Below are 26072 nucleotides of genomic sequence, written 5' to 3'. Positions count from 1 at the left end.
TATCTGTTATGCAAAGGAATTACATGTGAATTTATTGATAAAAATCACAATGTATAGTATAATTTCATCGATTAACGATAACAACGTTACCTAAGTAGGAGGAACTCATGAGTAAGTACCAATTTTTAGACCGTCGTGTACCTATTGAAGACGGCAATATTGCATTAGTTCAAGATTTGTCCAAATGTAAAAACTGCTCCTTGTGTCGTAAAGCGTGTGCTGTAGACATGGGCGTATTTGATTATTATGACTTAACAACTAATGGGGATCATCCAATTTGTATTCATTGCGGTCAATGTGCATCTATTTGTCCATTTGATTCCATTAATGAACGCTCTGAAATTGATGAAGTAAAAGCAGCTATTGCTGACCCTAATAAAATCGTCGTTTTCCAAACGGCACCTGCTGTACGTGTAGGCTTAGGTGAAGAGTTCGGTCTTGATGCGGGTACATTCGTAGAAGGTAAAATGGTAGCTGCTCTTCGTAAATTGGGTGGCGACTATATTTTAGATACAAACTTTGGTGCTGACATGACTATCATGGAGGAAGCATCTGAATTGTTGGAACGCGTTATCAATAGTGATGCGGTATTACCTCAATTCACATCTTGCTGTCCTGCTTGGGTTAAGTTTGCTGAAACATTCTATCCAGAATTCTTGCCAAACTTGTCTACTGCTAAGAGTCCAATTGCTATGCAAGCGCCTACGCAAAAAACATATTTTGCTGAAAAAATGGGCCTTGATGCAAAACAAATCGTTGCTGTTGCAGTAACACCTTGTACAGCTAAGAAATTCGAGATCCGTCGTGACGAAATGAACTCCTCTGCTGAATACTGGGATGTACCAGAAATGCGCGATACAGACTACTGTATTACTACACGTGAGCTTGCAAAATGGTTACGTGCAGAAGAAATCAACTTTGATGACCTTGAAGATTCCTCATTCGATCCGTTGATGGGTGAAGCTTCTGGTGGCGGTATCATCTTCGGTAATACTGGTGGTGTTATGGAAGCGGCTATGCGTGCGGCTTACAAATTAGCAACTGGTGAAGATGCACCTCGAACATTGATCCCATTTGAAGCGATTCGCGGTATGGATGGTGCTCGTGAAGCTGATGTAGTAATTGGAGATAAAACATTGCACGTAGCAGCAGTACATGGTACAGGCAACTTGCGTAAATTCATCGAACGCATGCGTGCAGAAAACATCCATTATGACTTCATTGAAGTAATGGCTTGCCGTGGTGGCTGTATTGGTGGTGGTGGTCAACCACGCGTTAAATTACCAATGGCTGATAAAGCTCGTGAAGCTCGTATTGCGTCCTTGTATACTCGCGATGCAGAGGTACAAGTGAAAGCAGCTTGTGATAATCCAGATATCCAAAAATTATATGCTGAGTTCTTCGATGGCAAACCTATGAGCCATAAAGCACATCACATGTTACATACTACATTTGTGAGCCGTGCAGAAGACTTAGGTCCTAATGGTGCTTGTACGCCTGCTACATGTCCAACATCTGTGCCTAATTTGAAAAAGGCAGCAGAGGCGGCTAAAGCAGCAGCGGAAGCTAATAACTAATAGGTAAAAAATAGTAATAGGAATAATTAACCGTATTTCTAACTGTTAACTGTTGTAATTAGTTGCTATATACTATAAAAGCTCGTATGTGGCTTAAGTTAAAAGGCAGATAGTTGATAATTAATCAGCTATCTGCTTTTTATTGTCTTTAGACTTGTATTGGATGTTATGAAGAATCATAGAACTATTCATCTTACGAGTTATTGTGAGCTAGAATGTTTAGAGAGTACACCTATGATACGTAAATACAATTATAGCTGTTTTCACAGAATGAGATACTATATATGCCATATACGCATAGGGGTTAGAATATAGAGCATGGTAAATTGTTTAGGAATTATTGTTAGTGTGCTATAATTAAATTATATTTATAGAAGCAATCAATACTGTTTCAGGAGGATCTTCATGGCTTTTAAATTAAAAGGAAAAGAAGAAAAATTTTTCAGTATTTTAGAAAATCATGCTGCTCTTACATATGAAAGTGCAGAGATGATGGAACGTGTGTTTAAAGGCGAGACTTCTAAAGAAGAGGCATTTCTTGAAATTGATACAAAGGAAAAAGCTGCCGATGAATTAGTAACCGAAACTGTAGAACGTTTGCGTAAAACATTCATCACCCCAATGGATCGTGAAGATATTCAGCTTTTAATCGATCAATTAGATACTACTTTGGATAATATTAAAGAAATCATGGATAAAATGGTTATGTACCACGTTGGTAATCCAAGTGATGGTGCTATCCGTATGAGTGAAATTGTTGTGAAATGCGTTAAGCATATTAACAAATCTATTGGTTACATGGGCAGCCTTAAAAAGGACCATGTGAAGGTAGAAGGCCGTGTGCACCAAGTGTTGAAACTTGAGTCTGAAGCGGATAATATTTACCACGAAGAAATGGCTAAACTCTTTACTGAGTGTACAGATCCTATTGAAATTATCAAATGGAAGGAAATCCTTAGCGCCATGGAGGATGTAATTGATGGTTGCGAAGATTTGGTTGGTACATTCCGCCGGGTAGTATTGAAATATGCTTGATGCTCATTATTTAGTATGGCTAGTAGTATTTTTAGCATTAGCCTTCGACTATATCAATGGCTTCCACGATACGGCGAACGCCATTGCTACATCTGTTTCAACCCGTGCTATTGAGCCTAAAAAGGCAATTATGATGACTGCAGCGCTCAATTTCTTGGGAGCCATGGTTAGTACAGGCGTTGCAAAGACAATCGGTGGTGACATCGTAATGTCTGCGTCTCTCATTAATAGTGCGATTATCTCAGCAGCTCTTATTGGTGCCATAACATGGAACTTGCTTACATGGTATTGGGGGATTCCTAGTTCTTCATCTCATGCTCTTATCGGTGGTATCATCGGTGCTGTAGGTTGGTCTGTAGGGTTCGATGCTTTAAATGAGGCAGGGATTATAAAGATTTTCTTATCCCTTATTTTATCTCCAATTGTAGCCATGATTGGTGGCTATATTGTGATGAAAGTATTGTTGCTTATCTTTGGTAGATTTTCTCCAATTACATTGAATGATCGATTTAGATCCATGCAAATTGTATCTGCTATCATGATGGCCTTTTCTCATGGTTCTAATGATGCGCAAAAGGCGATGGGGATTATTACCTTAACATTACTTAGCGGGGGCTTTATCGATACATTAGATGTACCATTATGGGTTAAACTTTGTTGTGCTACGGCTATGGCCATGGGTACAGCAGTAGGCGGTTGGAAAATCATCTCTACTATGGGGACTAAGATTTTCAAATTGGAAACTATCAATGGTTTCGCTGCTGACTTAAATTCTGCCATCACTATTTTTACAGCTACATTCTTACATTTACCTGTAAGTACTACACACGTTGTCAGTGGTTCCTTGCTAGGCGTTGGGTCCTCTAAACGTTTGAAAGCTGTTAACTGGGGCGTAGCAAGATCTATGGTATTGGCGTGGTTTGTAACAATTCCATTATCTGGTATTGTAGCAGCTATTGCGTATGAAGTAGGTCACTTATTATTTGGTTAATACAATCATATATATAAATAAAAAGACTGCGAAAGCAGTCTTTTTTTTTCTGTAGTTAAAGTATTAGATTGATTAAGTTATCCCATTTGTTGATTAGATTTTAACACTTTAATTTGACTAGTTGTATCTAGTATGTAATCAAAGAATATAGGTATACATTAGATTTTAAATACTATATTCTATAAAAGCGATTTATCTATATTTGGCAACGTTGATGTTGCAATTCAAGTTGAGAATAGGAAAATGCTTATAAATATGTGGTTTTCTTGATTATGCATTTTATTAATAAATGCAGTTTATTGCACGTTTAAAGACTATTATGAGATTGTTTATAATGAATGGATATTGCATACTTATGTATGAGCGGTTATACTATCGGTAGAAGGAGTTTTTCAAGTGAAAAGTGAGGTATGTATATGGCATGGGGTGGAACTAGACGCGGTGCCGGGCGCCCACGTAATCCGATTAAACGTATTGGTAGAACCATTCGACTCAGTGATGAAGAGTTTCTTTCACTCAAACCATTAATTATGGCCATTAAGGCAAATAATGATAAAAGATATAAGCAACAATATAATCGAAATGGATAAAAAAGGCATTGTCACAGCATATACAACTTAATAAACTTTACATCTATTTTACAATAATCCATTTTAAAATCTTTCAACTACAACACATCTCTACTCTCTACAATATGCTGTGTGCAATACAAGCAGTACGAAAAAGGTCCCAATTTATAGAATTGGGACCTTCTTCGTTTGTTATGTTGCTATAATTTTAGGAATCCTTATATTACGTAGCGAATTCCTGAATTATTATGGTTTATTAGTCGATTTTCACACCGTGAATTTCTTCAGCTAATCGTTTTAGAGCATCAACTGTACGTACACCAGGAGTGATTTCAGATAGTTTTACACGGATAAAGTGACCTTCTTTAACAGCTGTAATGTCTTGAAGTTGAGGATTAGCTTTGATTTTTTCGACTTTTTGTTGGAAATCGTCATCGTTACGGATAGAGTTGCCATAGTCAGCGATGATGATATAATCAGGATTTTGAGCAATTACAGTTTCCCAAGATCCTTTGGCCCATGTTTTATCAACACCTAAGCCGCTCATTACGTTGTCAGCACCGATGAGTTTCAAGATGTTAGTAGTGTAGCCTTCGAAGGCTGTGAATGGTTGGCCATCTTCGGAGTCATAAATGAAGACCCGTTTACGAGGTAAGTCTTTTAGCTTATCTTGGATAGCAGCTAATGTTTTACGTTGACCTGCAACCCATTCTTCAGCCTTAGGTTTAACACCGAAGATTTCACCTAATTTAATCATGTCATTAAAGTTAGTTTCCAAGTCGGCCTTTGTAGATAGCATAGATTCAGGAAGCCAGATGTTAACCTTTTGTGCAATCATTTTATCAGCAGGGATGGCGCGTTTGCTGAAGGAGTCAGGCCAACCTGTTGCAAAGTCAGGTTTTACAGACATAAATACTTCGTAGGACGGCCATTTATCGGATAATACTTTTACCTTGTCATAAGCGGCTTGTAGAGGTGGATAGATTTCCTCTTCTTTAAAAGCGGTACCAGCCATCTTGTCTTCAAGACCTAATTGAAGCATCATTTCTGTTGTTGCTTGAGACATGGATACTGCGTGAGTAGGGGAAGATTTTACAGCAAAGTCAGTTTTTGTACCGTCAAATGTTTCACTCCACGTTACAGATTTGCCATTGTCAGCTGTGCTTTTAGTTGTATCAGAACCACAACCAGCGATAGCAAATGTGGCACATGCCATAGCAATTAATACTAATTTTTTTGACTTTCTTAATTTTTGAAACATAGTAAGTCCTTTCTTTTAATTAATAATATAAGTGATAGCGCCTTTCATCCCAAGAGGTTTTGAACGGAACTTCAAATATGGGTTCAAGAATTTCGGGTGTTAGTACCTCAGTTGGGGAACCTTCCTTGAGGATTGTTCCTTTATTCATAATCACGATATGATCACAATATTGAGCAGCTAGATTTAAATCGTGTAGAACTACGATGGTTGTACCTTTGAAAGCTCGCAATTGTTTCATAAGTGCTACCTTATACTTCATATCTAGATGGTTAGTAGGTTCATCTAAAAGCAGTATTTGAGGTTTTTGCGTTAACGCTTTCGCAATAAAAACGCGTTGCTTCTCGCCACCTGAGAGGTGATGAATTTCTTCGTCAGCTAAATGTGTAATGCCTACTTCGTTCATATAGTGCTCTGCAATTTTTACATCTTCTGCGCTATAGGTGCCAAAGTGTTGCTTATATGGATAACGTCCCATGAGGACGATGTCTTTTACGAGAAAATCATCAATCATAGAGTCCCTAGACTGTGTTAAAACTGCTACTAATTGAGCAAACTCACGACCTTTATAAGACTCTAATGGCTTTTGATTTAATGTGATTTTATCTTTTGATGGTAGTAGTCGATAAAGATGGCTCAGTAATGTAGACTTACCACATCCATTTGGCCCAATGATGGCTGTAATTTTATTATTAGGAAATGTTACAGAAATATTCTTTAACACTTCTTTCTTCTCGTAGGAGAAGGACAGCTGATTAATTTGATACATAGTATCTCCTATAGATATGATATACACTAACCATTGTGTTTGTAACGATTCATAATAATCCAAATGAAGAGTGGCGCCCCTAGTAAGGATGTAAGAACACCGATTGGGATTTCTTCCGGACTATATAGGGCTCTTGATAATACATCTGACCATATCATGACGATACTACCGATTAGAGCACTAAAAAGTAATGTGTTTCTATGCTTAGGGCCACCTACAATTCTAGCTAGGTGTGGAATTATGAGTCCTATAAAACCAACTACACCCACTTTTGATACTAATGTGGCAATGACAATAGAGGATATAATAACGATGCTTAGCTGTAACTGTTTAACTGATAAGCCCATTTGTGCTGCTTCATGATTACCCAGTAGTAGCACATCAAGATCTTGATTAAACATATAGATGTATAGCATAAACAAGGTTACAATGATAGCCGTTAATGGTAAATCACCCCATTGAATGCCTGCGAAGCTACCTAGGAGCCAGAACATAGCACTTCGAACTTGTGCCTCATGCTTGGCTCCGTAGATGATCATCATAGTTAAAGCCGAGAATATCCCCGTCATGCCCATACCGATTAGGATGAGCTTTACCGGGCTGTTGCTTTTACCAACACAGAGCAATACCAAGATAATAGAGAGCGTTGCACCTAGGGCTGCAAAAACAGGTGTATTATAGGCCCCTAGTAGTGGAATACCGCCCATGATAATAGCAAAGACGGCACCTGTACTAGCGCCCGATGAAACACCTAATACATAGGGATCTGCTAGAGCATTTCTAGTTACCGTTTGCATTAACAAACCCACAAGCGACAGGCCAATGCCTGTCAGTACCGAGTAAATAAGTCGTGGTAAGCGTATATCTGTAATGATTGTATCTGTCATAGAGGCTTTGGCGTTGGGATCAATCATCGACATAAGAGCTGAAATAATTTGATCTAAAGGGATAAAATTGGCCCCAAATTGCAAGGCTGTTACCAATGAAATACATAATATTACACATAGTATTAATGCTTTTATAGAAGTTTGCATAAAATCTCCTTATTCTGTTTTAAAGGTAATATAACCTTATCTAAGTATAGAGAACTTTCTATATATATACAATATACATACGTGTATAGGTATTGATTATAATAAGTATAATTCTATAGAAAATCTTTATAGAATTAAACTCAAAGTGAAATTTAAAATAGGGTTTCAGCATTAATAAAAATTTAGAATTAAGAATAAATATTCGTTATTTAATTTTGGGTAATCTATTAATAAAATAATAGGGAAAAGGTTAATTTTATTTATTTTTATTACCGTATTCCTATTTTGTTATATGAAAAAACTGCAAGAATAGATATAATACAAGTATATACGTGAGTAAATTTAGGAGGTGTTAGCTTGTTACAAGATTTACTATCTGAGGATAATGTATCTTTTCATTATCCCGCAGAAACGTGGGAAGAGGTAATTCGTCATGGTGGTCAACTTATGGTTGATGCAGGTTTTACTACCCCATCTTATACAGAGGCTATGGTAGAGGTTGTACGTGAAATGGGTCCATATATTGTATTGGCACCAGGTCTTGCTATGCCACATGCTCGCCCAGAAAATGGGGCAAAACGTGTAGGTACTGCTTTAGTAACCTTAGAAAAACCATTAAACTTTGGTAGCCCTGATAACGATCCGGTTTCTGTTGCATTATTCTTATGTGCTCCTAACAAGGATGAACATATTCAATTGTTGACTGATATTGCTACATTATTTGAAGATGACGAATTTTTAGATGCGGCAGCTGATTTTGAATGTATTGAAGATGTACAAGAATTCTTGGCAGAGCATTTAGAAGATCAAGAATACGTTTAGGAGGAGGCAAGTATGATTTCTGTATTAACTGTATGCGGCAATGGTATTGGTTCTAGCTTGATGCTAAAAATGAAAATTGAAGAGATTTGTGCTGAAAATGGTATTGATGCACAAGTTGAATCTATTGATTTTAATGCCGCACAAGGCCGCAAAGCAGACCTTATTGTAACCGTAAAAGAGTTAGCTGAACAATTTGAAGATAAGAATGTTGCTGTTGTTCGTAGCTACATCAATAAAAAGAAAATCAAAGAAGATATTCTTGAAGCATTGAAACAAGCTGCTCAATAAAATGTAACAACTATATATAGGAGGTAGTGCCATGGAAATGGTATTAGAGTTCTTACGTGACGTGCTGTCTCAACCAGCACTTTTAATTGGTATTATGTCATGTGTAGGCTTAGTTGCTTTGAAGCGTCCGTTTCATAAGGTAATGACAGGTACGTTGAAACCGATTCTTGGCTATTTAATGCTCGCAGCAGGCGCTGGCGTTATCGTTAGCAATCTTGATCCACTAGGCAAGATGATTGAACATGGCTTCCATATTACTGGCGTTGTACCAAACAATGAAGCTATCGTGGCTGTTGCACAAAAAGTTCTTGGCGTTGAAACGATGTCTATTCTCGTAGTAGGCTTATTAATGAACTTATGTATTGCTCGTTTCACCAAGTTTAAATATGTGTTCTTAACAGGTCATCATAGCTTGTTTATGGCATGTCTCATGTCTGCCGTACTTGGTACTGCAGGTTTGTCCGGTATGGAGCTCATCCTTATAGGTGGTTTCTTAATGGGCGCATGGTCTGCAATTTCTCCAGCCATTGGTCAAAGCTATACTTCTAAAGTTACTGATGGTGATGAAATTGCACTTGGCCACTTTGGTAGCTTAGGTTATTACCTATCAGCATGGGTAGCAAAGTATGTAGGTAAGGCAGAAGATAGCACGGAAGATATTGAAATTCCTGAAAAATGGGGTTTCTTACGTGACTCTACATTATCTACTGCATTGACTATGATTGTATTCTATTTGATTGCTGCTTTAGCTGCCGGTTCTGAATTTGTAGCAACATTATCTGGGTCCATGAGCCCATATTTATTCGCAGTTATGAGTGCTATGAACTTTGCTGTAGGTGTAGCTATCGTATATTCTGGTGTTCGTATGATCTTAGGTGACTTGATTCCAGCATTCCAAGGTATTGCTACAAAAATTATTCCTAATGCCATCCCAGCAGTAGACTGTGCCGTATTCTTTACATATGCGCCAACTGCGGTAGTATTAGGTTTCATAAGTTCCTTTATCGGTGGTATCATCGGTATGCTCATCCTTGGTGCTGTAGGTGGTGTATTGATTATTCCTGGTCTAGTACCTCATTTCTTCTGCGGTGCAACAGCTGGCATTTATGGTAATGCTACAGGCGGCCGCCGTGGTGCAGCAGTAGGTGCTTTCCTTAATGGTTTGGCTATTACTTTCTTACCAGCATTGGCATTGCCAGTTCTTGGTCAATTAGGTTTCCAAAATACAACATTTGGTGATGCGGACTTTGCAGTAATGGGTCTTGTATTAGGTCATGCATTCGAATGGATCGGAATGGCTGGTATCTATGGTATCGTAGCCATTGCAGCTCTTGTACTTATTATTCCAAACTTTATTAAAACAAAAGGTAAAGTTATTAATTATGTAGAAGAGGAGTAATGAAAACAACTGAGCAACATAGTAATGTTGTAATACGATATATATTCCTCACCGTAGGGGCCGTAAGTTTTGCTCTCGGTACAGCAGGTATCGTATTACCAATGTTGCCAACAGTACCTTTTTATATGCTTACCTTGTTTTGTTTAGCTCGAGGTTCTGAACGTTTTCATAGAATATTTTTAGAATCTAGTTTATATCAAAAGACTGTTGGTGCTTATGAACGCGATAAAGCGTTGACGTTGCGGACAAAGTTGTCCATTCTCTTATCGGTTAGTACAATAATGGCAATTGGTGCCTATTTTAGTCAAGATATGTCCATTGCACTTATCGTTATGGCCTTTGTATGGATTGGTCATGTTATAGCATTAGTCTTTATTGTAAAAACAAAAAAATAAAGAATTATCTCTGATAATTCTAAATATAGCCTTGTAAGTTAGACTGCATTCGTTTAACTTGCAAGGCTTATTTTATTGTAAAATCAAAAACTTATATTTTTAAAGAAAAAATGAATTATTACTAATTTGAATTTGACAGTGAATATCAATAAATATACTATGATAAATGTGTATATAATAATTTTTATAGTATTTGTGTATATGGTGATCGTATGAATTCACATAATCATGCAGTTTCATATGCAGGAACTTCTATGTCGAGACATACAGTGTTTGACGGTATTGATTTGATGTTCCTTGATGTGAAGCAAGAAACGATTCAATTTTATGCTAAATCACATACAAAGACGTTTGCCATAAATCATTGTGAAGAGGGGCGCATAGAGTGCAAGTTTACATCTGGTGAATATTTATATATGGGGCCAGGGGATATGTCCTTAGGATGGCATACTCATGCTGATTATCAACATGAGAACTACTTCCCTACAAAACTCTTTAAGGGGATTGTATTACTTGTAGATGTTGAAAAGGCTCAACCCGTATTAGATGGACTTGTTACTGAAGCGCGCATCGATTTGACTCAATTAGCAAATCGATTTTGTGAGCATTCTGACTTTGGTATGATGATGGAAGAAACGGAATCTGTTCGTCAGATTTTTTCTAGTTTATATAAAGTGCCTAATCAAATTAAGGGGCACTATTTTAAATTAAAAGTCATTGAAATCTTCTTACTGTTATCTGTTATTTCGACAGCTAATCATGAAAAGAGAAGCTCTTATCGTAAACAACAAGTAGATATTGTAAAAGCTGTTAATAAATATATATCTACACAGTTTATGAAACGGATTACTATAGACTCTTTATCTGAGCAATTTGATATTCCTACATCAACATTAAAGCGTTGTTTTAAAGGGGTATATGGTACGACAATCCATCAATATTTAAAGGAATGTCGTATTAATGCAGCTAAGCACTTGCTTCAAGAGTCAGATCAATCTATTTTAGAAATTGCTAATGCCGTAGGCTACGAGAATGGTAGTAAATTTACTAGTGCATTCAAAGAGGCCACAGGTGTAACGCCTAGTGCTTATCGTAAAGTATAAATACCTTCAAACTAAACCAAGACATGGATTATAGTATTAGTAATATTTAAAATATAAGTGTTTAAGGTTTAGAACTAGTAGGTTATAAAAACTTAATATTGTCCGAAATGTATATTTTTGGTCTTTTCGGAGTAGATATGCAAGATACACTTTGCTAACATTAAAATGTAAATGATTTTCAATGTCATTATATGTTGGTAAAGTGTATCTTTTTATTTTGTGTGGGAGATACAAAACATATGGTTAGTTAGAAATTGAGGAGGGCACAATGAACCGGTGGGGACATGCAAAACGCAGTATTATTCTGTCCAGTGCAGTTGCCTTGTGGCTTAGTGCACCGCTTGTAGTATGGGCGGAGAATGCGACTGTTACGACAGATGTAGTTCATGTTAAAGGAACATGGGCTGAAGAAGAAGCAAAATTGAACTCACAGCAAGTGCAAATCATTACCAAGAAAGAGATTGAAAAGAAACAGGCGAAGTCCGTCGAAGATATTATATTTACTCAAACAGGTGTATCTAGAACCGTTGATGCTATGGGCCGTGTTGGTGTATCTATCCGCGGTGCCGAAGTGCGTCACACACTGATTCTCGTAGATGGTCAACCCGTTCTCGGCGATTTTGATAAGTACTCTGGTGCAGCAGACGAAGTACAACGGCTAGGTACAGAAAACGTTGAACGTATAGAGGTTATTCAAGGTGCGGCCAGTGCTAAATACGGCTCTGATGCTATAGGTGGTGTAGTTAATATCATCACTAAAAAGGCACAAAAGAAACCAACCTTGCAATTAAATACAGAAGGTATGCGCCGTAAGAGCGATGGCGATACGTTCCCATTCCAGAACTTCTTCATTCGTGCCGACTCCGGTCAAATGGGGAAATTGAAGGTCGGTTTATCTGGTAGTAAACGTGATCTCATGCCTGTCTTAGCATCCGTTAGCCGCCGTGCATCCGGTATGGCTTATGACTATGCAAAACATAATTTTAAGCCCAATGTACTTCGTTACTACGGTGATGCGGCCGATATCGGTCTTGTAGCAACTTACGAGGCAAATGATAAAAATAAATTTGAAATGCGTCTCAACCGCTATACAGAAGATCTTGTACGCGATGTTAAACACTCTGACTCCGACTTAGAGCCACAACAACATTTCAAACGTACTGCGGACCGTAATACAGCAAACTTACAATGGTCCTCTCGAGCTGGTAAAAGCGACTGGACGGTTGAAACTAACTACTCCCGCATCAAAGAAAATGACGTAGCCCTCATTAGTTATACTGGTCGTTCTGCTTATGAAGGCTCCAATGAGTTGCGCTATATCGATAATATCGATCATCGTCAATTAGACATTCGAGCTAATGCGAATACACAACTCAATAAAAATCACTTGCTTAGCTACGGCGTCAGCTATGCTCGTGAAGAAGGTTCTGGTAGCCGATTGAAGAGCTCTCCTAATACAAGCACAATGTACATCGATCCATGGGATTACGATAAAAGCTTGCTAGTGGATAAACTCGATCGTCTTGTAAGACGTAAAGGTGATAATAGTATTAAAGTTTACTCTCATATCCACGACTACAAATTCATCAATTCCGGTGGTGGTATGCCCCAATGGGATATGGATTACGAATACTATGGTGCCGCTACAGATGCACAAAAGCCAGGCATTACATATGATGATTATGTAAACTATGGTTTGTCTGAAAGCCGATTAAGTGATTGGTCTAGTACATCCCCAAATAATCAACCTGTAACGGATGAGTTTAAAGCTCGCTATAAAGCCTTAGAGGATCGTTTAAAAGCAGAAAATCCCGTATTATCTGCCACACGTGCCAATATCGTAGGTGACTATTTTAAATATGGCGAGTCCAATGACCCAGAAATGCGTAAAAAGGCGCCTAAATTAAATGGCAAAGCCTTCTTGGAAGAGTACCGTAATCGGGATCAACGATTGACCACTGGTAGCGGTACAATCCGCAAGTTAAACGCGTATATTTCTGATACTTGGCAAGTGAATAAGAATTTAACATTGTCTCCAATTTTACGTTTTGACAATAGTAGCTTGTTTGGTTCTAATCTCTCTGCTTCCTTAGGTATGACCTATAACGTAAAGGGCAATACACATCGTAGGTTTAAAGCCAATGTAGGCACGGGTTATACTGAACCTGGCATGGGCGAATTATGGTACAACTGGGAAATGTACGCTTCCAATCCTGTAGGGATTGGGGTGGCAAAACTCGGTTGGTACTGGGCTGGTAATCCTAATTTAAAACCAGAAAAATCTGTCAACTTTGATATGAGTTTAGAAGGGGAAAATAAAAATACCTATGCCCGCGTAGGTGTATTCCACAACCGCATCAAGAACTATATGTCCGTGTACTTCACAGGGGACTTCATGGACTTTGCGCCATACCTCAAAGGCGATGCGAAGTACCAACGGGCACCAGACATGATTTACAGCTTTAAAAATATTGGTAAAGCAGAGATTACCGGTGTTCAAGCGGAAGTACAGCAAAAGTTCGGCAAATATTGGTCTGGTAAGTTAGGTTATACATACTTACATGCCATCAATAAGAGCGATCCTTCAATGCCTCGTCAATTGCTTGATAAACCAATGCACAAGATTGACATCGGCATTACTTATGATAATCCTAAATCCGGTTGGAATGGTTCTATTTGGGGTGATTACTATATCAACATGCTTGATAGTAATACCCTTAACAATGGCGGTAACTACTGGCCAGATATCTTGTCCGGTGATGCAGGCGTTTATAATAAGCAAACTTATGAAAAGAAAACATTTGGCATTTGGAACGTAATGGTTCAAAAACGATTCAATAAAAATGCCATGATGTACTTTGGTATTAACAATATCTTTAACCATCGCGATGATGACCGTGCTACACAAGAACGGGTATACCGCGTGGGTGTTAACCTTAAATTCGGTGGTGGCGATGGTACAAAAACTACGGCTATCGGTAAGACCAAAGATGGTGGAAAGGCTGGCGTAGCAGGTGCAAATGCAAATGCAAATGCAAATGGTGATGTTGGTAGTGCTGAATCTGGCGTACAAAATGTAGCTGATGTAGTTCGCTTAACTGACTTTATTCATTCTGATTTTGATACCACTAAAGAGCGTGGTGTTACATTAGTCGGCGATTATAGAGCACGCTGGATGGCACATGATGGATCTAATAGACCTCAATCTCCATTTAGAGCTAACTCCGCTATCGGTTCTGCAAAAGCGAATATGTACGATGCTAATCGTCATAGCTTTGAACAACGATTGCGTCTTGGCTTTGATGCACGCCTTAATGAGTTTACAAATCTTAAGGTTATCGGCAGTGCGACTGGCATGAGTGGTGTCGATACAAGCTGGACTCAATCTGATTCTAAAGGCTTTAACCATCAACGACTCGATACGGTGGATCTCACAAGACGGGTTAAAAAATGGGATGTATCAGTGGGCCGCTTAACAGAGCCAATGGGGGCTAGTGGTTACTGGTTTGGTCAATCCTATGATGGTGTTCGTGCCGTTTGGAACGGTCATGACTCTCAAGTTCGTATCGGTGTTGGTACTTTCAAACATAGTACAGGTATCACTGATTCTGCCTACACTCATGCAGTACATGAAGTTATCTACAGACCACCAACAGCGGCTGAATTGATTGGTATTAACCGAGATGAGTTCCCATACGATATAAGTAGTGCTACAAAAACAGGTTCTGATGGTGAGAAAAAATCTGATGAAGATGCAGCTGCACCAGATAGCCCTAATGGTATTTATGATTCTACTTACAAAGGTAAGACCGATAGTCTTTACTTCTATCAACAGCTAAAAGGATTACAAGATGAATATGATGCGTATAAAGCTACATTGAATCTAAGTTGGAGTAATCCAAATCGAGATCAAGAAATTGAAAAGGCTAATGCTAAGCTTGCAGAAACACAACAAAAACAAGCTCAAATTATGAGCCGCTTACAAGATATTCTTACAAAGGCATATCCTACAGATATGGCGGAGAAAAAATTCTCCCTCGATATTCCATCTGGTGGTTATGCAATGTACGAAATCACTAATAAGAATACAGGGGAAAAACTATATAAGACTAGTGACATTATGTATAATGTGAACTCTTCTTTATACCCTGAATACTTAAAAGAAAAAGCTAAAGGTCTTATCGTATCTACTGATAATAAAGATGCTTTAGTAAATCCTAAAGCCTATGTTGAAAAACATGGTGACGACATCAATCAATCGGTAGCAGAAATTGCTAACTATAATGCTACAGATAACTGGAGTAACTATAACAATAGTGAGCTTGATGTAGTTTGGGTTAAACAGCCAGATGGGACGTTCAAACAATCTTATGATTACTATGGACAACCATCTAGTGATTATGAGTTCACTGGTTATGTAGGTGCTAAAACGTATAAATACGATAGTGGTAGTTATGTATTTAGCGATTTTGATGCTAAAGATGCCATTTATAAAAAGAACTTTACCATGTCCTCCAATGATTGGGGTGAAGGTAGCTCTTATTATGGTTGGGGCATGCCAAATGCAATGTTTAACTATATGTATAATCTTGAAAAAGTTGTACATGATGCAGAGTCTGAAAACAAATTGCCTCGTGAAGCGATTGGTAAGATCATTGGCAACTTGATTCGCACAGAAGGGGTAGTTCTTGAAAAAGATACTGTGCCAGCTATCGATAAAGCCGCCTTTGTTCAATATAAGAAACAAATTGGCTCTCGTCTTGGTTTACAAGCCTGGTATTTACGCTCCTTTGGTGGTAAAACGCATACATACCTCAATGCAAATGGCAACGGTAATGATGAATACAGTTTCTCCAATGTAGCTCATGTATTCGGTATCGGCGCTAAATATCAACTGGGTGCTAATGCATCTGTTACTGTTGACTACGGACAAAACCGTTCTAACCTTGGCCGTTACTTAAATGGTAATACTGTTTATGAACATGAACGAGGTACAGCAGACTTTGCCCTTAAAGGTCATCAAATGGGTGGTACACCACACTTCTGGATGGCTCGTCTAGATATTGGCCGTGCTGACCTAGATATTCCAAAATCTTGGAATGCCTTCATCGATTACAAACATTTCGAACATGGCTCCTTCTTTGGTGGCAATGGTACTGGCGCAGTGCCGGATCGTTATCTCGATGGTATTCGCAGCTTTACATTTGGTGCCGGCTATGTACCTCGCAAGGACTTGCTCCTTGAGGCATTCTATACATTCGATGCGAAGGGTACTAATAAACGAGATACTTTGTATGGTAGTGAAAGCTTTAAGTTAGGCGATTATACAAGAATTCAAGGGACTTACAGGTTCTAATGTTCAGTCTGTAAACAGGCAGAAAGGTTACTAATATGGAAAACTTAAATTATGTCATTCACTTGTTTCATAGTGGTGGGTATGTAATGTATCCATTATTGTTTTTGTCTCTTATGATTATCGCTATCGCTGTAGAACGAGCTTTCTACTATCGCAAATATGCTGGTAAAACATTCGTTGTTACTCATGCAGTCAATGAACTAGCAAAGTTACAAAATTGGGCAGAAATTGATAAAGTAATCAAAGAAAACCCATCTATTGCTAGCCGCATTGCAGAAGCAGGTTTACATAATGCTTCTAGCGAAGAAGCGATGAAAACAGCCTTTACGGACCAAATGGGGGTAGATGTAGTAGGTTTCCGTAAATATATGGACTACCTCAGTGCAACAGTAACAATCTCTCCATTGTTAGGGTTGCTTGGTACTGTAACAGGTATGATTGGTTCTTTCAGCATCCTCGACTCTGGTGCTGGTGCATCTGCCATTACTGGTGGTGTCGGTGAAGCCCTCATCGCCACAGCATCTGGTTTGTGCGTAGCTATCATGGCATTTATTGTGTATACAATCTTTAGTCATCGTTTAGATTCTATTATTAACCAAATTGAAAATATGTGTGTAAGCCTTGTGACTGCTAAACGAGAAGGGTGGAAATAATTATGAATTTACAAAGCTTTCGTATGAAAAGTAAGCCGGAATTCATGATTATCCCAATGATTGATATCATCTTCTTCTTGTTGGTATTCTTCATGATGAACAGCTTACAAACAGTGGCTCAAAAAGCCTTGTCTGTACAATTACCACAGGCGACTAGCGCTTCGGCACCAGCTCAATTGCCTATAGTACTCACATTAGATGCAGAAGGTCATATTACGATTGATAACAATCCTATGAGCATTGATGATGCTGAGGCAATGGTTAAACAACGTATTCAAGAAAATCCGAATGCCAGTGTTATCTTGCAAGCCGATAAACGGGCTGCCCATGGTCAAGTAGTAGCGATTATGGATATGTTAAAACAATCTGGCGTTAAACGCTTGGCGATTGCAGCTGAACAGAAAGGATAATTATGGGACTAGGCATATCATGGAAAAAAGCAGCCATTATATCCGCCGTAGTTCATCTCATTGCTCTCTTTATTGCGGTCATCTTTTTTGTGGTCGTTCCAGCTATTCAAGATATGGATACCTATGAAGTGGATCTTACACAAAGTGTACTCGATGATGGCGGCAGTGGTCATGCCGGCGGTGGTGGCGGTAATAGGTCAGACCTATTCCCTAAACCACTATCGGCTGATGAAGTGGCGGCAAGAACAAAGGCTGTTGTAGCGAATATAGATCCATCTACTGCAACAGATATTCCTGATGCAGTAGATGTATCCCAAAAAGGCGGCGAACATAAAGGTAATACCTCTGGTGATAATTCCGCAGGTGGTTCCGGCCCCGGACATGGTGGCGGCTCTGGCGGTGGTAACGGTACAGGTGTTGGCCCTGGTGATGGGGATGGTCAAGGTCAAGGTAATGGCAATGGCAATGGAAACGGCAATGGTAACAACCATGGTACAGTGAAAGCTGCATTTGATGCGGAAGGGTTCCGTGCAAGAGTGCAAGACAATGCACAAATGCCTTCCATGGCTTTAAAAAGAAAATTACAAGGCGATGTGACTGTACAAGTAACACTTGATACAAATGGTAGTCTTATTGGACAAAGTATCGTATCTTCTACAAATGAAATATTCAATGATGCGGCAATGTCTGCCGTAGTGGCCGCAACACCATATCGAAATCCAACAGGCGAAGATATCGATGTCAAAGTACCAGTTGAGTTTAGAGGTCACGAATCCTCTGATGATGAGGACGAATAAAAGTATCTATGTAATAGATCTATTTTAGTAATATACTCATCCAAGAATTAAAGGAGCTAATTATGAAATCCATTATTTTATATTCTTCCCTCACGGGAAATACAAAAAGCGTAGCGGAAGCAATGGCTTCTGTAATGCCTGAAGGTACACCTTGCGTTCCTGTAAAAGAAGCGCCTGAAAATTTAGCTGATTATGACACAGTATTCGTAGGTTTCTGGGTAGACCGTGGTACAGCAAATAAAGAGGCTGCAAAATTGATTGAAACCTTAACAAATCCTAACATCGTATTCTTTGGGACATTAGGTATGTATGCAGATTCTGATCATGCTCGTGAAAGTATTGAAAAAGCATCTGAATTACTACATAATAAAGAGTCTCTTGTAGATGGTTTTGTATGCCAAGGCAAAATCGACCCTAAAGTAATCGAAATGATGTATAAAATGTTCCCACCTGGATCTGCCCACGGACAAAGCCCTGAACGGGATGCGTTACATAAGGCGGCTGAAACGCATCCAGATGAACAAGACTTTGCAAATGCAAAAGAATTCACTAAATCTGTACTTGCAAAGTTGCAAGCCTAAACTGAAAGGGGATTGGAGTATGAGTTTAGCAAGTTTCTTTGAATCCATTCCGGAGAAACAACGCAATCTACAACTAGGTTTAGAATGCGATAATCCGATGAGTGATGCATTCCCTCATAAACGGGTTGTTCATGCAGGGCTAAATGGTATCTTAGTTTCTCCAAAGGAAACACAAGCCGTTTGGGATACTGTAATGAATGGCACACCTAAAAAGGGTGAAATGCAATGCGTCTATATTCACATTCCGTTTTGTAAGACAAAATGCACATATTGTGGCTTCTTCCAAAATGGTACGAGTCAAAGCGTAGAGGACCAATATATTGATGGACTCATTAGTGAATTAAAGATGGCTAGTGAACGTCCAAGATTGAAAAATGGATTAATCCACGCCGTATTTATCGGCGGAGGTACGCCAACATCGTTGTCTCCAACAAACTCTGAACGATTGTTAAAAGCAATTAAAGAATATTTGCCACTAGCTAACGATTACGAGCTTACATTAGAAGGCCGTATTCACGATTTGATTCCTGAAAATCTCGATGTGTGGATGGCAAATGGTGTTAACCGCATGTCTATCGGCGTACAATCTTTCAATACAGAAGTACGTCAAATGGTAGGTCGTTTAGATACGAAAGAAACCGTGTTAGAACGTTTAGCTGCGCTGAAAGCGTATGGACAATGTTCTGTGGTTATCGACTTAATCTATGGCTTACCTGGTCAAACTATGGAAATTTGGGAACAAGACTTAGCCGATTTAGTAAGTTCTGGCGTAGATGGTGCTGACCTTTATCAATTGAACGTATTTGATGGCAGTGATCTTAATAAAGACATTGCAAAGGGCAAAGTGCCAGCGGCAGCGACAACTTCTATGCAAGGGGATATGTTCGAACTCGGTCGTAAGTACCTTGATGAGCGTTCCTATCGTCGATTGAGTGCAGCCCACTGGAGTGCTAACAACCGTGAACGTAGCCTTTATAATATCTTGGCTAAAGCGGGCGTGCCTATGTTCCCATTTGGTAGCGGTGCCGGTGGTAACGTTGATGGGTACGGCATGATGTTACATCGTGCATTAAAGCCATACGAAGATATGGTTAGTCGCGGTGAAAAACCATTCATGGCTCTTATGAAACAAAGTGAGTTACAACCCGTCGTAAATCAAGTGGTAAGCCAACTTGAACAAGGGTTCCTCAATATTATGAGTTTAGTAACACTAGATCCAAGACTAGAAGAATTAAACTGGCTCTATAAATTATGGGAAGAACGTGGTCTTGTAGCTTACAATGGGTTACTTTATAAATTGACTGCAGCTGGTGAATTCTGGACTGTAAATCTTACACAAAGTACCTTGGAGGCTGTGGAGTATATCATGACTGGTAAAAACTCCTTCGCTATGGAAGCGGTGGCCGCCCAAGATACGAAAACAACGTCTAAAGATAATCCTAACCAAGAGGTACGTGGTATTGGTCAAGGTAAAGCTAATATTTCCGTACCAACAGATGAAGATTCCGAAGCACAACGCAAGGAAGCCCTTATAGCTAAGGCAAAAGCAGAAATTGCGAAAAGTGGTGCATCTGGTGAGTCAGCAGAGCGAATGGTACAGGCTATGTACAATTTGAGTGCTGATGAAATTGAATATATGATGGAACGTATGATGTCTTAACCTGTTATATTACACCTTATATCTAACAACCTTTCTCACATACAACATATACTAAATAAGACAAACTACGTGACATACAGTACACTTTGTACTACAAAGTAGCCCCAGACCATGGTCTGGGGTTTACTTTTTATAAGGTGAAAGGTATTCTGTAACTATAAGAAGTAATATTGTTGTATGAATAGTTATGTTTTCGGAGTCAGGAGATTAGTATGAGTACATTTCCTCAAAAACATATAGATATTGTTGGCATAGGTGCCAGTACATTAGATCGATTTATCGTCGTCGATCATTATCCTACAGGCCGTGAGGTACAACAAGTCGTATCGTCTACTACAGATGGTGGTGGGCCAGTGGCTACAGCACTAGCGGTGGCAGGAAAATATGGTGCCCGTACCGCTATGATTGATAGCATTGGTGATGACATGGTAGGTCGTCATATATTAGATGACTTTGAAAAATACAATGTTAATACAGAGGCAATTCAAGTTGAACGCGGTGCTAAGAGCGGTGTGGCAACAATCCTCGTAAAACAGAGTACTGGTGAGCGTGCTGTATTTTTTGAATGGTCTACTGCAACTGAGCCTGAGTTTTTAGATACCCATAAGCAGCTCATAGGATCTGCCTATATTCTGCATATCAATGGTCGACATCGCCAACTCATGCGCTCTGCTATTGCCGTTGCAAAAGAGGTAGGCACTATTATTTCTTTAGATGGTGGTGCTCAGCGTTACGATGAAGACATGAAGCCTATTACAGAAGCCAGTCATATCGTTATCGTAGCTCGTGATTATGCAGAAAAATATACGGGCACAACTAATCTAGAAGATGCTTGTCGTATCATTCATGAACGAGGTGCATGTATTGCAGGTGTTACAGATGGTGCTAATGGCAGTTATTTTGTATGGCCTGATGGAACATTTTATCGATGTGAACCATTTACTCAAGCTACCGTAGTAGATACAACGGGGGCTGGGGATAGCTTCCATGGGGCTTTTTTAGCTAATTTAGTGCATACAATTAATCATATGAAGGGGCAAGACACAACTTCGACGACTAAGCATGACCGTGCATCTATACATGCTGTAGAGTTGCTAAAAGCTTGTGCGCATTCCGATTTAGAGAAGGCTGCTATTTTTGCATCTGCAGTAGCTTCTTTAAATACACAAGGCATAGGCGGGCGCAGTCCACTACCAACGTTAAAGTCAGTGCAGGAACTAATAGGATAGGACTATAGTTATGTGGAAAAATACTTCAAAAAATCAAGTTCAGCAATATATGCAACAAAATCCTTATCGCCTATTAGCCCTTAGCTTTTTGGCTACCATGACTATAGGGACGATATTACTCATGTTGCCCATATCAAATGCTCAAGGCCATAGTACAACGCTTGTAGATGCAGCTTTTACCGCAGTATCTTGTGTTTCTGTAACTGGATTGTCAACAGTAGATACCTATCATCATTGGTCCTTGTTTGGCAAAATCGTCATGGTAATCCTTATCCAATTAGGTGGTTTGGGGATTGTTTCCTTTACCACTATTATTGCTCTAGTATTAGGGCGACGGGTAGGTCTGAAAAATCGCGTGCTTTTGTCAGAGGATGTAGGGCAAGATGGTATGAAAGGGCTTCTACACATTACGAAGAAGCTAACCATTTATACCTTCTGTGTCGAAATAATTGGGGGTATTATCTATACTATTCAGCTATATCCCTATATTGGTGATGCTGCTTTATATACGGGGATTATGCAATCTATTTCCAGCTTTTGTAATGCAGGATTTATATTCTTTGATAATGATTTACCTTATGCTATGGTGGGTGATGTATTATTTAATATGAATACAATGGCCCTTATTGTAATAGGTGGTTTTGGTTATCTCCCGACTTTTGATATTTGGTCGCATCGCAAGCTACGACGATTTGTAGATTTAAAACTACATACAAAAATAATGTTAGTTGGTACAACGGCGCTCATCCTTTTAGGAACTATTATTTTCTTGGGGGTTGAGTGGGCGAATCCCAAAACGTTTGGCCCTTTACCTATATGGAACAAGGTCATGGCATCCCTGTTTCAATCGATTACACCTCGTACAGCGGGTATTGCAACTGTAGATTATAATGATTTACATCCAATTACACTGTTTATTACCATCATTTTTATGTTTATTGGGGCAGGTCCTAACTCTACAGGGGGCGGTGTTAAGATTAGTACTATTGCCGTCGCTTTTCTAGCAGCGCGTACATTATTTAATAACCGTCCTGATACAGAGGTTTTTGAACGTCGTATTTCGTTGATTACTGTACTTAAGGCAAATGGGATAATCTTTTTATCTATCCTTTTTGTTTTATTTGCTACTTGTTATTTGGCTTGGGATGAGCCATATGACTTTATTCGACTGCTTTTTGAGGTAACTTCTGCCTTTGGGACCGTAGGTCTTACAACGGGTATTACACCTGATTTATCTGAAAGTAGTAAATGGGTGTTGATGCTTGTTATGTTTGCGGGGCGTGTAGGGGTTATGACTGTTATTGGTACATGGGCGCTAAGAACGGCACCGACTAAACCAATTAGCTATGCAGAAGAGCGTGTATTGTTATAAAAATAGATTAGATTGAATATAAAAGGGAGCATATATGAAACATAAAACGATAGCAGTAATAGGTCTTGGTCAATTTGGTGGCACTGTTGCCAAGATGTTAGCTTCCATGAAGCATGAGGTATTAGGTGTAGATATTGATCCAGAAGTTGTACAGAAAATTTCGCCATTTATAACACATGCTATAGTTGCAGATACAACCGATGAAGAGGCAATCAAAGAATTGGCCCTAAGCCAGTTTGATATGGTTATTGTGGCTATAGGTGGAAATCTTCAAGCTAATTTAATGACAGCTATGCTTCTTAAAGAATTAAATGCACCTAAAATTGTGGCCAAGGCTGAAAATAATATACAAGGCAAAATGCTTCATAAAATAGGTGTAGATCAAGTGATTTACCCTGAATACGATATGGCATTACGCCTTGTACAGTTTTTAACTAGAGACCATGTGATGGATTATTTACAACTATCTAAAAACATTAGTCTCATAGAAATTAAGGTGCCAACATTCTTGGTAGGGTCTAACTTAAAGGATTCTAATTTGCGTGAGAAATATAATCTTAATGCAGTAGGCATAAGACGTGGTGAAGATTTAGAAGTTCCACCAAACCCAACTACCATTCTCGGTGAAGATGATAAATTATTAGTAATTGGGAATAATTCTGATTTAGATGCATTAACGGTGTAGTAAGTATACGAAAGAGATATAATTATATCGAAAAAATGTGATACAATAAAAATAGAATTCAGTATAGGCCATACGTATTCGTATGGCCTTTTTAGATAGAAATGAAGGTTAGTATGACAGAAGAACAATACATAACGGCGCTGACCAATAACCCCCATGGAATTCGGAATATTCCAAACCCTACAGAAGCAATGCAACTTACCTGCGTAGCTCAAAATGGCATGTTGTTGCAATACATTAAAGAACCTACCGAAAAGGTTATTGAAACGGCGCTTTCACAATCACCACGAGCCATACAATTCGTGGAACATCCTACAGAAGAACTATTACAGGCCTTGGTGGAAAAAGATTGGGCTGTTTTAGAATATATCGACAACCCATCTGATGCAGTTGTTCAATGTGCACTCGATCAATCTGGGTGGGCTATTCGCTATATTGCAAATCCATCTGAAGCACTGCAGTTAGAAGCTGTAAAGTCTAACTACGATGCTTTGCAATATATTAAGGAGCCTAGTGAAGCCGTACAATTGCAAGCGGTTAAAGAGAATTACTTGGCATTACGTTATATTGATGAGCCTAGCGTAGCCGTATTAGAAGCAGCAGTTAAACAAGACTCTCAAGCGATGCGACAAATTACAAAGCTTACAAAGGATTTGGCATTGCACCTATTTGGTGTAAGTGCTGCCACACTAGGGTATATACCAAATAATTTAGGTGTCACTGTGGACGAAATTAAATCGATCATCATTAGTGCCATCTCTAGTGATACAGCTGATGAAGACTATATTCGTGAATTGATTAACAACCAAGCTATCGGTGGTCGCCAATCTAAATGGCATATCGACTTATTGTCACTTATAGACGCTTATGGAACTAGGGCTGTTAAGAAAATTGCAGTCAGTGAATATTTGAAGTATTAGAAATGGAGACACAATGAACTTTATAGATACAATGACAAGTGTAGAATTAGTGCTTGCCGCTAATCAAGTGCCTTTGCTCGTTGGTGAAACGGGCATTGGTAAAACATCTCTTGCGGCACGCGTAGCTACTGTGCATGACTGGGAATTGGTAACCATTGATGGAAATCTTTTAAAAGAAGGTGAAATTGGTGGTTTACCAACTGTAGAATCTGTAACACATACAGATGGTCGTGGTAACACACATTCTGTAAAGACTACAGTGTATGCTGTACATCATACGTTGGAACATGTGGCTCAAGCTGTGGATAAAGGTCGTCAAGTATTACTATTTATCGATGAAATTAACCGTGCTGAACATGCAGTACAACAGGAGTTAATGAATCTTATCTTGAATCGTGAAATCAATGGCTTCTCTTTAAGTGATCAAGTGCGTATCATCGCCGCTATGAACCCTGAGGATTCTTTTGACTACCAAACTATCGACATGGACCCGGCACAACAAAACCGTTTTGTATGGCTCTATATGAATGCTGATTATATGCAATGGATTGATTGGGCTATAAGTGCTGGTATTGAGGAAAAAGTTATCGAATTCATTTCTTCCTATCCAGAGTATTTAAATCAACGACATGAAGATGATATTGATGCTACACCACGCTCCTTTGAACGCGTATCTGGCCTGTATACGATTTATAAAAACCAAGAAGATTCAGCCTATAGTCGCGATGTATTTATGAATGTTATCCGCGGTAACGTAGGTAAACTCATTGCTGAGGCGTTTGTAAACTTTATCGAGTCAGACCAAGAACCACTTATTACATTTGATGATGTATTGGCGGCGGTTCAAAAGCCAGGGGCCATTATGTCTATGGCTGAACAGGTTAAAAGTGAAAGTCCAACACGCTTATACGTAGCGGCTAAAAATATGTTGCATCGTTTAAACCGCAATAGCAATGCCGAAGAAGTTCATCACTTCATTGAATTCCTTACATTGTATCCTGGTGATCTACGCGTAGCAGTTATGAAAGATTTACGAAACACTTATGAACGGGTATACGCCTATGCGATTGAAGATGACTTGTTCATCGATACCTTCTTTGAAGCACAAAAATAGTTCTGCTCCATAGTTAATTAAATGAAGCTGTCTATATGGACAAAGAAATTTAGCG

Annotated in this window: 23 protein-coding genes; 20 read left to right on the top strand and 3 right to left on the bottom strand. The window is 39.0% G+C overall.

Annotation, left to right across the window (positions count from 1 at the left end; all coding sequences use genetic code 11):
* Positions 1 to 107: 107 nt before the first annotated feature.
* The 4 genes from VCHSUH03_RS03430 (at position 108) to VCHSUH03_RS09510 (ending at position 4193) form a co-directional block, all read left to right on the top strand.
* Positions 108 to 1577, top strand: coding sequence for a [FeFe] hydrogenase, group A (locus VCHSUH03_RS03430; RefSeq protein WP_105094068.1), 1470 nt, complete (start codon positions 108 to 110; stop codon positions 1575 to 1577).
* A 405-nt stretch (positions 1578 to 1982) separates the two neighbouring features.
* A complete protein-coding gene (locus VCHSUH03_RS03425; protein ID WP_105094067.1) occupies positions 1983 to 2612 on the top strand; it encodes a DUF47 domain-containing protein in 630 nt (209 codons plus the stop codon).
* Positions 2605 to 3603 (top strand): inorganic phosphate transporter, encoded by a 999-nt coding sequence (locus tag VCHSUH03_RS03420; RefSeq protein WP_105094066.1) that lies wholly within the window; start codon positions 2605 to 2607, stop codon positions 3601 to 3603. Before VCHSUH03_RS03425 ends, VCHSUH03_RS03420 begins: the two co-directional genes overlap by 8 nt.
* A 416-nt stretch (positions 3604 to 4019) precedes the next feature.
* Positions 4020 to 4193, top strand: a complete 174-nt coding sequence (locus VCHSUH03_RS09510) for a hypothetical protein (protein ID WP_167388607.1) — start codon at positions 4020 to 4022, stop codon at positions 4191 to 4193.
* 235 nt (positions 4194 to 4428) lie between these two features.
* On the opposite strand, the gene VCHSUH03_RS03415 is transcribed toward VCHSUH03_RS09510, so the two are convergent.
* Genes VCHSUH03_RS03415 through VCHSUH03_RS03405 form a run of 3 tightly spaced genes read right to left on the bottom strand, consistent with a single transcriptional unit; the run spans position 4429 to position 7233 of the window.
* A complete protein-coding gene (locus VCHSUH03_RS03415; protein WP_105094065.1) occupies positions 4429 to 5433 on the bottom strand; it encodes an ABC transporter substrate-binding protein in 1005 nt (334 codons plus the stop codon).
* Positions 5434 to 5452: 19 nt separating this feature from the next.
* Entirely contained in the window at positions 5453 to 6199 is a 747-nt protein-coding gene (locus VCHSUH03_RS03410; protein ID WP_105094064.1) for an ABC transporter ATP-binding protein, read from the bottom strand.
* A gap of 26 nt (positions 6200 to 6225) precedes the next feature.
* Positions 6226 to 7233, bottom strand: coding sequence for a FecCD family ABC transporter permease (locus VCHSUH03_RS03405; RefSeq protein ID WP_105086464.1), 1008 nt, complete (start codon positions 7231 to 7233; stop codon positions 6226 to 6228).
* Between the two features lie 357 nt (positions 7234 to 7590).
* On the opposite strand from VCHSUH03_RS03405, the gene VCHSUH03_RS03400 reads away from it, so the two are divergent.
* From VCHSUH03_RS03400 to VCHSUH03_RS03325, 16 genes are all read left to right on the top strand, one after another.
* Positions 7591 to 8055 (top strand): PTS sugar transporter subunit IIA, encoded by a 465-nt coding sequence (locus VCHSUH03_RS03400; RefSeq protein ID WP_105094063.1) that lies wholly within the window; start codon positions 7591 to 7593, stop codon positions 8053 to 8055.
* 12 nt (positions 8056 to 8067) lie between these two features.
* Entirely contained in the window at positions 8068 to 8343 is a 276-nt protein-coding gene (locus VCHSUH03_RS03395) for a PTS sugar transporter subunit IIB (RefSeq protein ID WP_167388606.1), read from the top strand.
* A gap of 31 nt (positions 8344 to 8374) precedes the next feature.
* Positions 8375 to 9742 (top strand): PTS ascorbate transporter subunit IIC, encoded by a 1368-nt coding sequence (locus VCHSUH03_RS03390; protein WP_105094062.1) that lies wholly within the window; start codon positions 8375 to 8377, stop codon positions 9740 to 9742.
* A complete protein-coding gene (locus VCHSUH03_RS03385) occupies positions 9742 to 10137 on the top strand; it encodes a YbaN family protein (RefSeq protein WP_105094061.1) in 396 nt (131 codons plus the stop codon). Before VCHSUH03_RS03390 ends, VCHSUH03_RS03385 begins: the two co-directional genes overlap by 1 nt.
* A gap of 212 nt (positions 10138 to 10349) precedes the next feature.
* Positions 10350 to 11240, top strand: a complete 891-nt coding sequence (locus tag VCHSUH03_RS03380) for a helix-turn-helix domain-containing protein (RefSeq protein WP_105094060.1) — start codon at positions 10350 to 10352, stop codon at positions 11238 to 11240.
* 268 nt (positions 11241 to 11508) lie between these two features.
* Positions 11509 to 16596, top strand: a complete 5088-nt coding sequence (locus VCHSUH03_RS03375; protein ID WP_105094059.1) for a TonB-dependent receptor domain-containing protein — start codon at positions 11509 to 11511, stop codon at positions 16594 to 16596.
* 35 nt (positions 16597 to 16631) lie between these two features.
* Positions 16632 to 17249, top strand: coding sequence for a MotA/TolQ/ExbB proton channel family protein (locus VCHSUH03_RS03370; RefSeq protein WP_105094058.1), 618 nt, complete (start codon positions 16632 to 16634; stop codon positions 17247 to 17249).
* A gap of 2 nt (positions 17250 to 17251) precedes the next feature.
* Positions 17252 to 17659 (top strand): ExbD/TolR family protein, encoded by a 408-nt coding sequence (locus VCHSUH03_RS03365; protein ID WP_105086457.1) that lies wholly within the window; start codon positions 17252 to 17254, stop codon positions 17657 to 17659.
* Between the two features lie 2 nt (positions 17660 to 17661).
* Positions 17662 to 18456 carry an energy transducer TonB family protein gene (locus VCHSUH03_RS03360; RefSeq protein ID WP_105094057.1) on the top strand — a complete coding sequence of 265 codons (795 nt, stop codon included), beginning with the start codon at positions 17662 to 17664 and terminating at the stop codon, positions 18454 to 18456.
* 62 nt (positions 18457 to 18518) lie between these two features.
* Complete coding sequence (locus VCHSUH03_RS03355; RefSeq protein WP_105094056.1) at positions 18519 to 19037, top strand: flavodoxin family protein; 519 nt, start codon at positions 18519 to 18521, stop codon at positions 19035 to 19037.
* A 19-nt stretch (positions 19038 to 19056) separates the two neighbouring features.
* Positions 19057 to 20697 (top strand): heme anaerobic degradation radical SAM methyltransferase ChuW/HutW, encoded by a 1641-nt coding sequence (gene hutW, locus VCHSUH03_RS03350; RefSeq protein WP_105094055.1) that lies wholly within the window; start codon positions 19057 to 19059, stop codon positions 20695 to 20697.
* A gap of 212 nt (positions 20698 to 20909) precedes the next feature.
* On the top strand, positions 20910 to 21926 hold the full coding sequence (locus VCHSUH03_RS03345) for a carbohydrate kinase family protein (protein ID WP_105094054.1): 1017 nt from the start codon (positions 20910 to 20912) through the stop codon (positions 21924 to 21926).
* 10 nt (positions 21927 to 21936) lie between these two features.
* Positions 21937 to 23298, top strand: coding sequence for a TrkH family potassium uptake protein (locus VCHSUH03_RS03340; protein WP_105094053.1), 1362 nt, complete (start codon positions 21937 to 21939; stop codon positions 23296 to 23298).
* Between the two features lie 34 nt (positions 23299 to 23332).
* A complete protein-coding gene (locus tag VCHSUH03_RS03335; RefSeq protein WP_105094052.1) occupies positions 23333 to 23983 on the top strand; it encodes a potassium channel family protein in 651 nt (216 codons plus the stop codon).
* 113 nt (positions 23984 to 24096) lie between these two features.
* On the top strand, positions 24097 to 24903 hold the full coding sequence (locus tag VCHSUH03_RS03330) for a hypothetical protein (protein ID WP_105094051.1): 807 nt from the start codon (positions 24097 to 24099) through the stop codon (positions 24901 to 24903).
* 13 nt (positions 24904 to 24916) lie between these two features.
* Positions 24917 to 26017 carry an AAA family ATPase gene (locus VCHSUH03_RS03325; protein ID WP_105094050.1) on the top strand — a complete coding sequence of 367 codons (1101 nt, stop codon included), beginning with the start codon at positions 24917 to 24919 and terminating at the stop codon, positions 26015 to 26017.
* Positions 26018 to 26072: the final 55 nt, after the last annotated feature.

The sequence above is a fragment of the Veillonella infantium genome, from assembly GCF_002959895.1.
Lineage (GTDB): Bacteria > Bacillota > Negativicutes > Veillonellales > Veillonellaceae > Veillonella > Veillonella infantium.
Note: the sequence above shows the minus strand (reverse complement) of the source record. Positions and strands in the feature narration are given on the sequence as shown.

Coding starts and splice junctions, on each gene's coding strand:
- VCHSUH03_RS03390 (WP_105094062.1), top strand. CDS start 8,375: ATGGAAATGGTATTAGAGTTCTTACGTGACGTGCTGTCTCAACCAGCA.
- VCHSUH03_RS03405 (WP_105086464.1), bottom strand. CDS start 7,233: ATGCAAACTTCTATAAAAGCATTAATACTATGTGTAATATTATGTATT.
- VCHSUH03_RS03325 (WP_105094050.1), top strand. CDS start 24,917: ATGAACTTTATAGATACAATGACAAGTGTAGAATTAGTGCTTGCCGCT.
- VCHSUH03_RS03370 (WP_105094058.1), top strand. CDS start 16,632: ATGGAAAACTTAAATTATGTCATTCACTTGTTTCATAGTGGTGGGTAT.
- VCHSUH03_RS09510 (WP_167388607.1), top strand. CDS start 4,020: ATGGCATGGGGTGGAACTAGACGCGGTGCCGGGCGCCCACGTAATCCG.
- VCHSUH03_RS03415 (WP_105094065.1), bottom strand. CDS start 5,433: ATGTTTCAAAAATTAAGAAAGTCAAAAAAATTAGTATTAATTGCTATG.
- VCHSUH03_RS03335 (WP_105094052.1), top strand. CDS start 23,333: ATGAAACATAAAACGATAGCAGTAATAGGTCTTGGTCAATTTGGTGGC.
- VCHSUH03_RS03385 (WP_105094061.1), top strand. CDS start 9,742: ATGAAAACAACTGAGCAACATAGTAATGTTGTAATACGATATATATTC.
- VCHSUH03_RS03340 (WP_105094053.1), top strand. CDS start 21,937: ATGTGGAAAAATACTTCAAAAAATCAAGTTCAGCAATATATGCAACAA.
- VCHSUH03_RS03410 (WP_105094064.1), bottom strand. CDS start 6,199: ATGTATCAAATTAATCAGCTGTCCTTCTCCTACGAGAAGAAAGAAGTG.
- VCHSUH03_RS03420 (WP_105094066.1), top strand. CDS start 2,605: ATGCTTGATGCTCATTATTTAGTATGGCTAGTAGTATTTTTAGCATTA.
- VCHSUH03_RS03345 (WP_105094054.1), top strand. CDS start 20,910: ATGAGTACATTTCCTCAAAAACATATAGATATTGTTGGCATAGGTGCC.
- VCHSUH03_RS03425 (WP_105094067.1), top strand. CDS start 1,983: ATGGCTTTTAAATTAAAAGGAAAAGAAGAAAAATTTTTCAGTATTTTA.
- VCHSUH03_RS03365 (WP_105086457.1), top strand. CDS start 17,252: ATGAATTTACAAAGCTTTCGTATGAAAAGTAAGCCGGAATTCATGATT.
- VCHSUH03_RS03360 (WP_105094057.1), top strand. CDS start 17,662: ATGGGACTAGGCATATCATGGAAAAAAGCAGCCATTATATCCGCCGTA.
- VCHSUH03_RS03430 (WP_105094068.1), top strand. CDS start 108: ATGAGTAAGTACCAATTTTTAGACCGTCGTGTACCTATTGAAGACGGC.
- VCHSUH03_RS03380 (WP_105094060.1), top strand. CDS start 10,350: ATGAATTCACATAATCATGCAGTTTCATATGCAGGAACTTCTATGTCG.
- VCHSUH03_RS03395 (WP_167388606.1), top strand. CDS start 8,068: ATGATTTCTGTATTAACTGTATGCGGCAATGGTATTGGTTCTAGCTTG.
- VCHSUH03_RS03355 (WP_105094056.1), top strand. CDS start 18,519: ATGAAATCCATTATTTTATATTCTTCCCTCACGGGAAATACAAAAAGC.
- VCHSUH03_RS03330 (WP_105094051.1), top strand. CDS start 24,097: ATGACAGAAGAACAATACATAACGGCGCTGACCAATAACCCCCATGGA.
- VCHSUH03_RS03375 (WP_105094059.1), top strand. CDS start 11,509: ATGAACCGGTGGGGACATGCAAAACGCAGTATTATTCTGTCCAGTGCA.
- hutW (WP_105094055.1), top strand. CDS start 19,057: ATGAGTTTAGCAAGTTTCTTTGAATCCATTCCGGAGAAACAACGCAAT.